Source organism: Proteiniphilum sp. LBM24028 (genome assembly GCF_056629195.1).
Window position 1 is genome coordinate 459,262 of sequence record NZ_CM152817.1, and the last position, 13,394, is coordinate 472,655.

The 13,394-nt window shown below is 46.2% G+C and carries 15 protein-coding genes and 1 tRNA gene; 12 read left to right on the forward strand and 4 right to left on the reverse strand.

Translation table 11 applies throughout. The features are described 5' to 3' along the window. Positions 1 to 21: 21 nt before the first annotated feature. From AC1HCU_RS01745 to AC1HCU_RS01795, 11 genes are all read left to right on the forward strand, one after another. Positions 22 to 666, forward strand: coding sequence for a hypothetical protein (locus AC1HCU_RS01745; RefSeq protein ID WP_480368280.1), 645 nt, complete (start codon positions 22 to 24; stop codon positions 664 to 666). Next, positions 666 to 1,448 (forward strand): TatD family hydrolase, encoded by a 783-nt coding sequence (locus AC1HCU_RS01750; protein WP_480368282.1) that lies wholly within the window; start codon positions 666 to 668, stop codon positions 1,446 to 1,448. Before AC1HCU_RS01745 ends, AC1HCU_RS01750 begins: the two co-directional genes overlap by 1 nt. A gap of 128 nt (positions 1,449 to 1,576) precedes the next feature. Further along, positions 1,577 to 1,664: transfer RNA gene (locus tag AC1HCU_RS01755), tRNA-Ser, on the forward strand. A gap of 101 nt (positions 1,665 to 1,765) precedes the next feature. Then, positions 1,766 to 2,569: a MotA/TolQ/ExbB proton channel family protein gene (locus AC1HCU_RS01760; protein WP_480368285.1), complete on the forward strand. Its 804-nt coding sequence runs from the start codon at positions 1,766 to 1,768 to the stop codon at positions 2,567 to 2,569. A gap of 5 nt (positions 2,570 to 2,574) precedes the next feature. Beyond that, positions 2,575 to 3,054, forward strand: coding sequence for a hypothetical protein (locus tag AC1HCU_RS01765; protein ID WP_480368287.1), 480 nt, complete (start codon positions 2,575 to 2,577; stop codon positions 3,052 to 3,054). A gap of 43 nt (positions 3,055 to 3,097) precedes the next feature. Beyond that, positions 3,098 to 3,730: an ExbD/TolR family protein gene (locus AC1HCU_RS01770; RefSeq protein ID WP_480368289.1), complete on the forward strand. Its 633-nt coding sequence runs from the start codon at positions 3,098 to 3,100 to the stop codon at positions 3,728 to 3,730. A 2-nt stretch (positions 3,731 to 3,732) separates the two neighbouring features. Next, positions 3,733 to 4,191: an ExbD/TolR family protein gene (locus AC1HCU_RS01775; RefSeq protein WP_480368292.1), complete on the forward strand. Its 459-nt coding sequence runs from the start codon at positions 3,733 to 3,735 to the stop codon at positions 4,189 to 4,191. 218 nt (positions 4,192 to 4,409) lie between these two features. Continuing rightward, a complete protein-coding gene (locus AC1HCU_RS01780; RefSeq protein WP_480368294.1) occupies positions 4,410 to 4,826 on the forward strand; it encodes a DoxX family protein in 417 nt (138 codons plus the stop codon). A gap of 329 nt (positions 4,827 to 5,155) precedes the next feature. After that, positions 5,156 to 6,394: a peptidase T gene (gene pepT, locus AC1HCU_RS01785; RefSeq protein WP_480368297.1), complete on the forward strand. Its 1,239-nt coding sequence runs from the start codon at positions 5,156 to 5,158 to the stop codon at positions 6,392 to 6,394. 149 nt (positions 6,395 to 6,543) lie between these two features. Beyond that, the gene (gene gcvT, locus AC1HCU_RS01790; RefSeq protein ID WP_480368300.1) at positions 6,544 to 7,629 is read left to right on the forward strand and encodes a glycine cleavage system aminomethyltransferase GcvT; all 1,086 of its coding nucleotides are present in this window, start codon (positions 6,544 to 6,546) and stop codon (positions 7,627 to 7,629) included. A 34-nt stretch (positions 7,630 to 7,663) separates the two neighbouring features. Continuing rightward, positions 7,664 to 8,659: a lysylphosphatidylglycerol synthase transmembrane domain-containing protein gene (locus AC1HCU_RS01795; RefSeq protein ID WP_480368303.1), complete on the forward strand. Its 996-nt coding sequence runs from the start codon at positions 7,664 to 7,666 to the stop codon at positions 8,657 to 8,659. 12 nt (positions 8,660 to 8,671) lie between these two features. On the opposite strand, the gene AC1HCU_RS01800 is transcribed toward AC1HCU_RS01795, so the two are convergent. From AC1HCU_RS01800 to ffh, 3 genes are all read right to left on the reverse strand, one after another. Further along, a complete protein-coding gene (locus AC1HCU_RS01800; protein ID WP_480368305.1) occupies positions 8,672 to 9,427 on the reverse strand; it encodes an SDR family oxidoreductase in 756 nt (251 codons plus the stop codon). Between the two features lie 11 nt (positions 9,428 to 9,438). Further along, positions 9,439 to 10,320, reverse strand: coding sequence for a bifunctional methylenetetrahydrofolate dehydrogenase/methenyltetrahydrofolate cyclohydrolase FolD (gene folD / locus AC1HCU_RS01805; RefSeq protein ID WP_480368308.1), 882 nt, complete (start codon positions 10,318 to 10,320; stop codon positions 9,439 to 9,441). A 146-nt stretch (positions 10,321 to 10,466) separates the two neighbouring features. Next, positions 10,467 to 11,792: a signal recognition particle protein gene (gene ffh, locus AC1HCU_RS01810; RefSeq protein WP_480368310.1), complete on the reverse strand. Its 1,326-nt coding sequence runs from the start codon at positions 11,790 to 11,792 to the stop codon at positions 10,467 to 10,469. A gap of 224 nt (positions 11,793 to 12,016) precedes the next feature. Here ffh and AC1HCU_RS01815 point away from each other — a divergent pair, with 224 nt between their 5' ends. Further along, positions 12,017 to 12,940, forward strand: coding sequence for a cation diffusion facilitator family transporter (locus tag AC1HCU_RS01815; protein ID WP_480368313.1), 924 nt, complete (start codon positions 12,017 to 12,019; stop codon positions 12,938 to 12,940). Here the strand turns inward: AC1HCU_RS01815 and AC1HCU_RS01820 are convergent. Further along, on the reverse strand, positions 12,918 to 13,379 hold the full coding sequence (locus tag AC1HCU_RS01820) for a V-type ATP synthase subunit K (RefSeq protein ID WP_480368316.1): 462 nt from the start codon (positions 13,377 to 13,379) through the stop codon (positions 12,918 to 12,920). The two genes, AC1HCU_RS01815 and AC1HCU_RS01820, sit on opposite strands and share 23 nt — an antisense overlap. Positions 13,380 to 13,394 lie beyond the last annotated feature (15 nt).

A 13,394-nucleotide genomic window follows, 5' to 3' on the forward strand; every position in this document is an offset into this window, starting at 1 on the left:
GACAGTGCTCGTTTAAAAGCTTTGAAAACAGCTGTTGAAAAAGCTGCAGACACAGATTACCGGGAGTTGTCGGTTTCCCCTCACTTGATTACGGAAGCAAAAAGTGCCTTGATGCACTTTGAGCGTCTTTGTGGCCGTTACCAGCAAATGTATAATACCCAGGTGCAGGCCAACAAATTGTTTATGGTAAAAGCGAAGAATGCCCGCATGTACATTTCCCATTTTGTGCAGGTACTGTACATGAGTATCCAGCGAACGGAAATAAAAGAAGAACATCTTTCCCTTTATGGCTTGGAAGAGTGCAACATGATTGTGCCGGACATATCCACGAACGAGCAGCTGCTGGAGTGGGGTCGGAAAATTATTGAAGGAGAAAATGTCCGCATATCGCGCGGAGCCGTGCCAATATACAATCCCTCTATTGCCAAGGTGAAAGTAATGTACACCTTGTTCAAGGAAGGATACCAAACACAAAAGCTGCACCAGAAGGCTACCACGCGGGTGCAGGACGAAGTGGCCGCATACAGGGAAAAGGTAGATAAGCTGATCCTGGATATTTGGGAAGAGGTGGAAAAAGATAATATGGATCTTGCCACAGATCAGCGGCTGGATAGAAACAGGCAGTATGGAGTAATATATTATTACCGCAAGGGAGAACGGGTCTGATGAAGTTGATTGATACGCACGCTCATTTGTATACGGAAGAATTTCGACACGACCTGGCCCACGTGGTTGCCCGGGCAAAAGAGATAGGAGTAGAGAAGGTGCTGTTGCCCAATATCGACGAAACAACGATTGACAGGGTAAAGGCTGCCGAAGTACAGTATCCCGGTTTTTTCTATTCCATGATGGGGCTTCATCCCACCAGTGTAAGACCTGATTGGAAACAACAATTGGATACGATTTATGAGGCATTCCGGCGTGGCAACTATGTTGCCGTTGGAGAAATCGGTATAGACCTTTATTGGGATACCTCGCTGCAAACGGCCCAGACCGAAGTGTTCGAAGAGCAACTAGCATGGAGCATAGAGAAAGACCTTCCAGTATCCATTCATTTCCGGAATGCTACGAAAGAGGTAATCCGAAGCATCAAACGAACAGGAGAAGAAAAACTGAGAGGAGTATTTCATAGTTTTGGAGGTACGACGGAGGAGCTGGGAGCCATCCTGGAATTGCGGAATTTCCGCATTGGGATAAACGGCGTAATTACCTTTAAGAATTCAGGATTGTCAAAAACTCTCAAAAATTGTCCGCCTGACAGAATAATTCTGGAAACCGATGCCCCTTATCTTGCGCCCGTACCCTTCCGGGGAAAAAGAAACGAAACCTCATATTTATCCTATATTCTTATGAATTTGGCAGATGTTTGGGAGAAAAGCCTGGAAGAAGCTGCACGCATAACCACCAACAATGCCAGGGACTTATTTGGTTTTGGTAGTGATAAATAAAAGTTTTAAAAAAATATTTGACCGGAGAGGGTGCATATAATCGATAAATTCAGTAATTTTGCTCCCCAGATGGAACGCAAATGATTTTTTTTTTGTAATTTGCACCCGTTTTAACGGGAATCTCCATTGGAGAGATGCTCGAGTGGTTGAAGAGGCACGCCTGGAAAGCGTGTATACGCCAAAAGTGTATCGCGGGTTCGAATCCCGCTCTCTCCGCACAAATTGAAAAGTCACATTTTATTTAGAACAACAACACAAGAAATCAATTATAAATACAAAAAAATCAAAGATCATTAATCAAAAAAATTGAACACACAATGAAAAAGTTATTTGCAATTTTAGCAATCTTCGGAATGATGTCCGTTGGATTGTCTTCGGTTCTTTTCGCACAAGACGCAACTCCGGAAGAACAAACAGAACAAGTAGCTGCAACACCTGTAGAAACCGCACCCGCTGCTGTACAGGAAACATCTACCGGTGGATTTCATCAGGCATTGAAGGTGAAATTTATCGAAGGTGGTGCAGGTTTTATGAGTACAATCGCCATCTGTTTGATCCTTGGTCTTGCCTTCTGTCTTGAAAGAATCATCTACCTGAGTCTGGCTGATGTGGATCCCGATACTTTCCTCGGCAAAATCGGCGAAGCTCTTGACAGGGGCGACGTAGAAGCTGCAAAAGATATTGCCCGCGACACGAGAGGCCCGGTAGCTTCCATCGTATATCAGGGATTGCTTCGTTTGGATCAGGGACCCGACGTGGTTGAACGTTCCATTGTATCATACGGTGGTGTACAGTCGGGTTTACTGGAAAGAAACCTTTCATGGATCACGTTGTTCATCGCTATTGCACCGTCACTCGGATTCTTGGGAACGGTAGTAGGTATGGTTATGGCTTTCGATGATATTCAGAGAGCAGGAGACATGAGCCCGACGATTGTGGCCGGTGGTATGAAGGTGGCTTTGATCACGACCGTGGGTGGTTTGATCGTTGCCCTGATCCTCCAGGTTATCTATAACTATATCCTCAGCAAGATGGAAGGCATTTTGAACAAAATGGAAGATGCATCCATCACTTTCCTTGATCAGGTGATCAAATATAACGTTAAATACAAAAACCTGTAATCACTATGGCTGTAACGAAAATTCACAAAACTTCCAAGACAACCCTCCTTATTGGTGTCATCGTTTCGATACTGGTGATGGGTCTGTTTTATTTAGGAGGTCAAACACCGGCACAGGATAAGGTCGTTGCCGACTTAAGTCAGCCCAGGTACACTGATATTGTACTCTACTGGTCCTATATCCTTCTGGCAATCACAGTAGTTGTGCTGGTCGGATTTGCAGTGTCTGCATTCTTAAAACAGTTGAAGGAAAGCCCGAAAAAAGCATTAAGCGGATTCCTTGTCCTGATTGGACTGGCTGCCATGTTGTTTCTCACATTTACAATAGGAAACGGTACGCCACTGAATATCCCAGGATATTCCGGTCCAGACAATGTTGCCGGGGTGTTGAAGATGACGGATATGTGGCTTTTTAGCTGTTATATCATGCTAACACTTACTCTGTTGGCGATATTGGTGATGCCCTTTGTCTCAAGAAAAAAATAATTGCAAGGTTCTTAAAGAGAACATTTAAAAAAGAGGTAAATTTATGCCAAAAACAAATAGAAAAGTTCCGGGAATTAATGCCAGTTCTATGGCTGACGTTTCATTCCTGTTGCTCTGTTTCTTCCTGATGGTTTCGAGCATGGATACCGACTCCGGATTGGCACGCCGTTTGCCACCACCGCCACAAACCGAGGAACAGACCTCAGTGGATGTGCAGCGTAGAAATCTGCTGGTGGTATTGGTGAATGCACAGAACGAAACGTTGGTGCAGAACCAGCTGGCCACACATCTTTATTCAAATGAAGATGAGTTGCGAGGCGATGGCGGCCAGGTATCATTGAAAGACGTAGTGAAAGAATTTGTGTTGAATACCCAAAACAGCCCGGTACTCCCTGAGCTGACCGAGGAGGATTTTGGTGCCCCCATTGGTACAGTTCCAGTGACGGCACAACACGTTATTTCAATTCAGAATGATGCTACAACCAGTTACAAAGCATACATTGCTGTGCAAAACGAGGTAGTGAGAGCATACAATGAATTGAGAGAAGAAGGTGCCCGCAAATACTTCAATACCACATATGGAGAGTTAACGGACGATCAGCAGGAACAGATCAACAACCTGTTTCCACAACGTATTTCCGAAGCTGAACCTAAAAACTATGGAGGAGGACAATAATCATGGGAAAGTTTAATAAGAGTGGTAAAAGAGAGATGCCGGAGCTGAATACAGCTTCCATGCCCGACTTGGTTTTCGCCATCCTGTTTTTCTTTATGGTTACCACCACAATGCGTTCGGAAACGCTGATGGTCAAAATGAAACTGCCTAATGCGTCGGAAGTTCAGAAGCTGGAAAAAAAGTCCCTGGTGACCTATATCAATATTGGTGCTCCCATGGATACAAAACTGGGTACCGGTACCCAAATGCAGTTGAACGATCGGTTTGCACAAGTGTCTGAAATTCAGGACTATATTGCCCAGGAAAAAGCAAGTATGAATGAAGCTGACCAGCCACTGATGACCGTTTCAATAAAAGCAGATGAGGAAACCAGAATGCAATACATTACAGATGTAAAGCAGGCTCTGAGACAGGCTTATGCACTTAAAATCAGTTATTCTGCCCGTCAGGGAGAAAATTGATCCGAGATCAAGGCCGCTGATAAAAAAAACCGGATCCGTAAAGGATCCGGTTTTTTTTGTGCGCCATGCAGGACTATACGTCGGCATGTCAACTAAGTGGTAGGTTATATGTATACATATTGATTTTATTTATACTATAAAGGCAAACAAAAGTTATCGGTTAAGGGTTAAATGAAAGTTGATAAGCATGCAACAGATAAATTCATTTAATAAATCGTATGAAACAAAAAAACAATTTACTGCAAGCCGGTTGGTTTATTTTAAGAGTGGGAATCGGAATTTCCATATTTTTTCACGGATATCCTAAGATAACCGGAGGAGTAGAAACCTGGACAATGATTGGAGGTTCCATGTCTCAATTTGGTGTAGATTTTGCTCCGGCCTTCTGGGGTTTCCTTGCGGCATTCGCAGAATCTGTCGGGGGGCTTCTATTTACCCTGGGATTATTTTTCCGACCTGCAGCATTGCTGCTTGCCGGGAACATGACAGTGGCACTGATCACTCACATTACGGCTGGAGACAATTTCATGGTTTACGGCCATGCAATGGATCTGTTGATTGTATTTGCGGCATCTATACTCATTGGTGCCGGTAGATATTCTCTGGATGCAAAACTTTTTCCGAAGATTGCTTAAATTCAAAATTGCAGAATCGGGGCAATAGTAACCGGTCCATAAATAACAAAACCCCTTCAGTCATTGTAGACGAAGGGGTTTGTTATATCAAAAAAAAGTGGGTAAGCTTACTATATCGCGCCGCTACAACCAAATACCCTTGCTTCGGTCAAGACCTGGGGGATTCAATGGGAGCTGGCCGTATAGGACTTACCCGAGCACAAAGGTACAATAAATAATCCTTGTTACAAAATGATGAAATTGATTTTTACTATTTAGGCCATTTTACCTATCTTTGTACATGCATAATCGCTTTAATTAGGAAAAAATCTAACCCCAAGCAACAAATCATGGATATCGTAGATCGATTTATCAAATATGCACGCATTGACACGCAGTCGGACGAAAACAGTACGCAAACGCCCAGCACTCAACGACAGTTCAATCTTGCCAAAGAGGTGGAGAAGGAAGCATTGGAGATGGGGTTGAGTGATGTGAGCCTCGATAACAATTGTTATTTGATGGCTACCCTGCCTGCCAACACCCGCAAAAAGGTACCTGTCATAGGTTTTATCGCGCATTTCGATACGAGCCCCGATATGAGTGGCGAAAACGTGAATCCGCGGATTATAAAAAAATATGACGGAAATGACATAACGCTGAACGAAGCAAAAAAAATAATCATGTCGCCTGCAGATTTTCCGGAGTTGCTCCGCCACGTAGGAGAAGATATTATCGTAACCGACGGGAATACTCTGCTGGGAGCCGATGATAAGGCGGGGATCGCGGAAATAATGACCGCCATGCAATATCTTTTGGATCATCCCGAAATAGAACATGGCAAGATACGTATCGGTTTTACTCCGGATGAGGAAATCGGGCGGGGAGCCGACAAGTTTGATGTAATCAAGTTCGGAGCCGATTGGGCATACACGATGGATGGCAGTGAGGTGGGTGAGCTGGAGTATGAGAATTTTAACGCAGCTTCGGCCAGGATAGAAATACAAGGTCGTAATGTGCATCCCGGATATGCAAAAGGCAAGATGATTAACGCCCTGCATATGGCCAACGAGTTGATTGCCCTGCTTCCGGAAAATGAACGTCCGGAAACGACGGAAGGGTATGAGGGATTTTTTCATTTGATCTCATTGAACGGTACCGTGGAGGAAGCAAGGCTTTCATATATTATCCGCGACCACGACCGGAAAAAATTTGAAGCACGTAAATGGCAGATGATGAATTCAGTAGATTTCCTGAATGAGAAATATGGAAACCGGCTAAAGCTGGAACTAAAGGATCAGTATTACAATATGCAAGAGAAGGTGGAACCGGTGAAGCACGTGGTGGATTATGCTTTCCGTGCAATGGAGGAAATAGGTGTGAAACCCCATATCAAACCAATCAGGGGAGGTACCGATGGTGCCCGTCTCTCGTTCATGGGGTTACCATGTCCCAACATCTTCGCCGGAGGTATGAACTTTCACGGCAGATATGAATTCCTTCCGGTGCCTTCGCTGCAAAGAGCATCGCAGGTAATTGTAAAAATAGCCGAACTCGTTGCCAGAGATGGTAGTTCTCCCGAAAACTAATTCATAAACTGCTGTCGGTGCAACACATGTTCCTCAGGAGCTACCAGCTGCTCACCGAAGATTAAAAAACTTAATTTCAAACCGCTGTCACTGTAACACCTGCCCCTAAAGAGCCGGAAGCTGAAAGTGAACCGCTTAAAGCTGAAAATATGAAACATACCCCTTTTACCGATTTACACATTGCTCTGGGAGCTAAAATGCACGAATTTGCAGGATATAACATGCCCATTGAATATTCCGGCATCATTGATGAACATCTCACTGTGGTAAACGGTGTGGGAGTCTTTGACGTATCGCACATGGGTGAGTTTTGGGTAAAGGGACCCAAGGCACAGGCGTTTCTGCAGCGAGTAGGTAGCAATGACGTGTCCACACTGCCTCCGGGAAAAGCACAGTACAGTTGTTTTGTGAATGAAAAAGGAGGCATTGTGGATGATTTTATCGTCTATCACTTTGAACCGGAGAAATACCTGCTTGTGGTGAATGCTGCCAATATAGAGAAAGATTGGAATTGGTGTGTGCAGCATAATACCATGGGAGCCGAGCTGGAGAATGCTTCCGGATGGATGGCCCAGCTGGCTGTACAGGGACCGAAAGCAAAAGAACTATTGCAAAAACTGACTCCTGTCGATCTTGACGCCATTCCTTATTATGCATTCACTACAGGACCCTTTGCCAACGTAGAGCATGTGATTATTTCCAATACAGGATATACCGGTGCAGGCGGTTTTGAACTTTATTTTTATCCCGAACATGGACACAGGATATGGAATGCACTTTTTGAGAAGGGTGCCGAGTACGGTATCAGGCCCATTGGCCTGGGTGCACGTGATACCCTCCGCCTGGAGATGGGTTTCTGCCTCTACGGAAACGATCTGGACGAAACAACATCTCCTTTACAGGCCGGTTTGGGATGGATTACCAAATTCTCGGAAAACAAATCTTTTATTGGCCGGGAAATGCTTGAAAAGGAGAAGGCCGAAGGCATATCCCGCAAATTGTGTTGCTTTGAACTTCTGGAAAGAGGAATCCCCCGTCCTGGTTACGAAATAGTGAATGCTAATGGTGAGGAGATCGGCCATGTTACATCTGGCACCATTTCACCAGTACTGAAAACCGGTATCGGTATGGGATATGTGAAACCGGAATATGCAAGGGCAGGTACCGAAATCTACATCAGGATACGTGGCAAAAATCTGAAGGCGCAGGTCGTGAAACCGCCTTTCAGGAAGTAATATTCCATTTATACAGGTGAAGAAGCTGCTCGATATGGTAAAAAAAGCAAAGATTGCGCAAAATATTTTCTTTTTTCTCGGTCTGCTTGCACTGGGAATAATGATCTATAAAATTGGTATCGACAGTATCTGGCGTGATATCAGGCAGACAGGCTGGTGGTTTGTTCCCATCATCGGACTCTGGGGTATTGTCTATCTCCAAAATACAATCTCTTGTAATCTCATTATTCAGGATGGAAGCCCGGAGGCAAAGAATGTGCGGTTCTCTAAGCTGTTTAAGTTGATAGTGAGTGGATTTGCTATCAATTATATTACTCCGTTCGGACTTATGGGAGGAGAACCCTACAAGATCATCGAACTACAACCCACACTGGGTATCCAGAAAGCAACCTCTTCCGTCTTGCTGGCTACGATGATGCATTTTGTCTCTCATTTTATTTTTTGGATGGTTTCCATACCGTTGCTGCTTTTTCTGGTACCGGTTCTTTCTGATACGGTTGAACTGGGAATGATTCTCTCCAGTGCCACATCCTTCCTGTTATTGCTTTGGGCTTATCGTATATATACGCGGGGTGGGGTGAACAGGGCCCTGATTTTGGGTAGCAGGCTGCCCTTTGTGGGCCGGCGGATCAGGAATTACAGAATGAGACATCAGGATAAAATCGATCAGATGGATTACCTGATTGCCGATCTTTACCGGAACCGGAAAAAGGATTTTATAGTTTCTCTTTTACTGGAACTGTTTTCGCGTTTTCTAATCTGTGTCGAAGTACTGCTGATGATGCAGGCAATTGGTTGGCCGGTTACATTCGGAGAAAGTGTGCTGATTGAATCCATTCAGTCGCTGGTGGGTAATCTGCTGTTTTTTATGCCCATGCAGATGGGGTCGCGTGAGGGAGGGATGATGATGGTTTATGGTATTTTGTCGATACCACTCTCTTATGCGGTTTTCGTGAGCCTGTGTAAGCGTATCCGGGAGATCTTCTGGACGGTGGTGGGCATCTTGCTGATCAAAGTGAGCCGTAACTGATCTGTTTTTTTGTTACACGTAGATCATCTTCTTTGTCATTCCTCCATCCACCACAAAATTTTGGGCGGTGACGAAACTATTTTCTGCATCCATCAGAAACAATACCATCCGTGCAATATCCCATGCATTGCCCACACGTCCTGCGGGGTGCTGTAGGTGGTCCTCTTCTGACAACGGTACCTGTCGGGCTATCTTCTTTTTCTTTATTGCAGACACATCTATCCAGCCAGGGCTTATGCTGTTCACCCTTACGTCGGGTGCGAGGCTCACAGCCATGGCGTGGGTGAGTGAAAAGATGCCTCCCTTCGATGCTGAATAAGATTCTGTATTGGCTTCGGATTGAAAGGCTCTGGTGGAACACATGTTTACGATCGACCCCTTTGTCTCCCTCAGGGAAGGAATAAGATACCTGCTACAAAAAAAAGTACCGGTAAGGTTGGTCGCGATGGCTCTGTTCCATTCATCGGGGGTGAGTTCTTCCATAGGCTTGAAGATTTCGTATACGGCATTATTTACAAGTCCGTATGCAGGCCCGAATTTTTTGAGGGCTGCCCTGATGGATGATCGTACGCTTACTTCATTGGAGACATCGGTGATAAAAAAGTCACAGCTTCGCCTGCGGAAATGGGGACGAAGTTCCTCCATTGCCTCGTTATCGATATCGAAAACCGATACGTTGTAGTCATGATTCAACAATTCTTCGGTCACGATCCGTCCGATACCCTGGGCACCACCGGTGACAATCACATGTTTGCATGTTCGTTTCATGCTGATTTTTTTCAGAAATAAATTTCCTTTTTTCCTGCCAGCAGAGTGTTTCTGAGTAGCGAAACAATGGTCATCGGACCCACACCGCCCGGTACAGGCGTAATATATGCACATTTAGGGGCTACCTCGTTGAATTTCACATCACCCGTCAGCTTGAACCCTGATTTTGTCTTGTCGCTCGGCACCCGTGTGGTGCCTACATCAATCACCACTGCCCCCTCTTTCACCATATCTCCCTTCAGAAATTCGGGCACGCCCAGCGCAGCGATGATGATATCGGCCTGCAGACATATTTCCTTTATGTTTGTGGTACGACTATGGCAGACAGTAACGGTGCAGTCGCCCGGATATCCCTTTTGCATCATCAGCATCGATACCGGCTTGCCGACAATGTTGCTGCGTCCCAGTACTACACAATGTTTTCCCTTTGTTTCTATCTCATACCGTTTCAGCAGCTCCACGATGCCGGCAGGGGTGGCGGAGAGGAAGCAGGGCATACCGAGAGACATGCGTCCCACGTTCACCGGATGAAATCCGTCTACATCCTTGCGGTAATCAATAGCTTCAGTGATTTTATCTTCGGAAATGTGTGAGGGGAGGGGGAGTTGCACGATGAAACCGTCTATGTCGGCATCTCTGTTCAAACGATCCACGCAGGCGAGTAGTTCCGCTTCGGTCACATCCACTTCATAACGGATGAGGGTCGACTTGAATCCTACCTCCTCGCAGGAACGTACCTTGTTGGCCACATAAGTCTCGCTTCCTCCGTCGTGACCTATCAATACCGCTGCCAGATGGGGTGTTTTGCCTCCGGCTGCCTTTATTTGTTTTACCTCTGCGGCTATCTCCTGTTTTATTTGTGCGGCTATCTCCTTTCCATCTATTAATTGCATGTTTCTTGGCTTTCAGTTGTCATTTATCAGCGATCAGCTCCCCAGGAGCAGGCTTCATAGCAACATTGGTTTGGAATTAAGTCTTTTATCTTTCGGCGATCTGACCGCAATATATTCTTATATCATCACTTTGTCGGTACATCCATCTACCTTCTCCGCATATTTCGCATGACTTGTTTTCCACTACCCGAGGTCATCATTTTCATCATCTTACGGGTCTCGTCGAATTGTTTGATCAGTTTGTTCACCTCCTGTACGTTGGTACCGCTCCCTTTGGCTATACGGGCTCGACGGCTCCCATTCAGTATCTCGGGATTGCTGCGTTCATCAGGGGTCATGGAGCGGATAATTGCCTCAATATCTTTGAAGGCATCGTCATCGATGTCGAGATCCTTGATTTGTTTACCCACGCCGGGAATCATGGAAGCCAGATCCTTCAGGTTACCCATCTTTTTAATTTGCTGAATCTGGGCTATGAAGTCGTTGAAGTCGAACTGATTCTTTGCGATCTTCTTCTGCAGGCGGCGTGCTTCCTCCTCGTCATATTGTTCCTGTGCTTTTTCTACCAGCGATACGATGTCACCCATCCCCAGAATTCGATCAGCCATACGTTCGGGGTGAAACACATCGATGGCATCGAGCTTCTCTCCGGTACCGACAAACTTGATGGGCTTATCCACTACCGACCGGATGGATAAAGCCGCCCCCCCCCGGGTATCACCGTCGAGTTTGGTGAGTACCACACCATTGAAGTTGAGTCGCTGGTTAAATTCCCTGGCTGTGTTTACGGCATCCTGACCGGTCATTGCATCCACCACGAAGAGGATCTCCTGTGGGTTGACCGCTTTCTTGATCGATTCAATCTCCTGCATCATCTGCTCGTCGATGGCCAGACGACCGGCGGTGTCGATAATCACCAGGTCTTTTCCATACTGGCGGGCATGCTGTATGGCATTTTGGGCAATCTTTACCGGATTCTTGTTCTCTTCCTCGGCGAATACAGAAACACCGATCTGTTCACCCAGTATCTTAAGCTGTTCAATGGCCGCGGGACGGTAGACGTCACAAGCCACTAGCAGTGGATTTTTACCTCTTTTACTCTTGAGCATAAGGGCAAGCTTGCCTGAGAAGGTGGTTTTACCCGATCCCTGGAGGCCGGACATGAGGATGACGGCTGGTGTTCCCTTGGTCTGAATGTCCGTGGCAGTGCCACCCATCAGCGTGGCCAGCTCATCGTGTACGATCTTTACCATCAGCTGCTCCGGCTTCACAGCATTGAGCACATCCTGTCCCATTGCCTTTTGCTTGACCGTTTCGGTAAATTCTTTGGCTGTCTTGTAGTTCACGTCGGCATCGAGCAGGGCACGACGTACCTCTTTCAATGTCTCGGCCACGTTGATCTCGGTAATCTTGCCCTGGCCCTTCAGTATCTTAAACGATCTTTCCAGTCTTTCACTTAAATTTTCAAACATCTTTCTTCTTAAAGCTTGTGGGTTTAACGCTCATCCCTTCACTCTTCTCTGCAAGGGCGCATTTCAAAACACAAATGTACATGAAAAAGGAGCTATTTCCAAACGATAGAGATAAAAAACAAGGCCAACCTGCATTGTACAAGCTTTCTCAAATAGAGGATATTCCATTGTGCAATTTCTGAAAATTATGACTATTTTTGTGTTCTGCATAAATCATTTGCCGAATGAAACAATCGCCACTCTCAAAGTATTTGTACCTCTCTATTGCTGCGGCGATAGTGACAATCGTGCTGAAGTTTTACGCCTATCATGTAACCGGATCGATGGGTTTCCTGTCCGATGCGCTGGAGTCGTTCGTAAACCTTTTTGCAGCCCTGTTTGCGCTACTCATGCTCCATATTTCCCAAAAGCCGGCGGATGAAGGGCACCTATATGGGCACAGCAAAGCGGAATACTTCTCCAGTGCCGCTGAGGGAGCACTTATCCTGCTTGCGGCATTCAGCATTATCCGCACGGCGATACCGCGCCTGACGGAACCGGTATCCCTCGAGCATATCAACACCGGGTTGCTGTTCTCTCTCCTGGCGTCGGTAGTAAATCTGGTGGTGGGCCTCACCCTGATAAGCAAGGGTAAAAAAAGGAAGTCGCTCGTACTCGAGGCAGACGGGCGGCATCTGATGACGGATGTATGGACTTCTGTGGGAGTGATTGCAGGAATTATAGTGGTGAAGCTGACCGGATGGCTTATCATCGACCCCATCATCGCGATACTGGTCGCCCTCAACATCATCTTTACCGGGTACAAGCTGATCAGCCGCTCTGCCAGCGGTCTTATGGATGCGACCATTCCTGCGGAGGATCTGGAGAGAGTGACTTTATACCTCGATTCTCTTAAAGAAAATGAGATTGAATATCACTCCCTGCTGACCCGCACGGCGGGGCAGCGGAAGTTTATTTCAATGCACCTGCTCGTGCCGGGTGAATGGAGCGTGAAGCAGGGGCACGACTGGGCCGATCAGATAGAAGAAACAATTATCGGTCTCTTTGATGAGCCGGTAACTGTTTCTACACACATTGAGCCGGTAGATGATCCAGCGTCGATGGAGGATATCGGTATTGATCGTACTATGCTACGGCAGAACCCATAAGGAATGCAGCAGCAAGCGCCACAATGGCGTAAAGCTCGGGGAATACGGCGAGGATAAGCGTGTTGCTGAAAGCATCATGTCCCTGACCAATGGAAACCACCCCGTTGGCACACACCTGCCCCTGCCGTATGGCCGATAACCATCCAACAAAACCTAATGCAAGACCGGCTGCCAGTGTGGCCATGGCTTGATAAAATGTGATCTCGGGTGTCAGGATATTGAAAATATTCTGAAACATGAAATAGCCGGCAAAACCATAAAGACCTTGTGTGCCTGGGAGGGCTGTCAAAACCAGAAAGTTGCCGAATTTTCCGTCCACCTTCTTTGCCGCCCCAATGGCAGCATTCCCCACAATGGTAACTCCGTAGGCACTCCCAATACCTGAAAGTGCAATCATTACCGCGATGCCTGTGTAGGCAATTAACAAATTTGTTTCCATTTATTTACTGTTTAA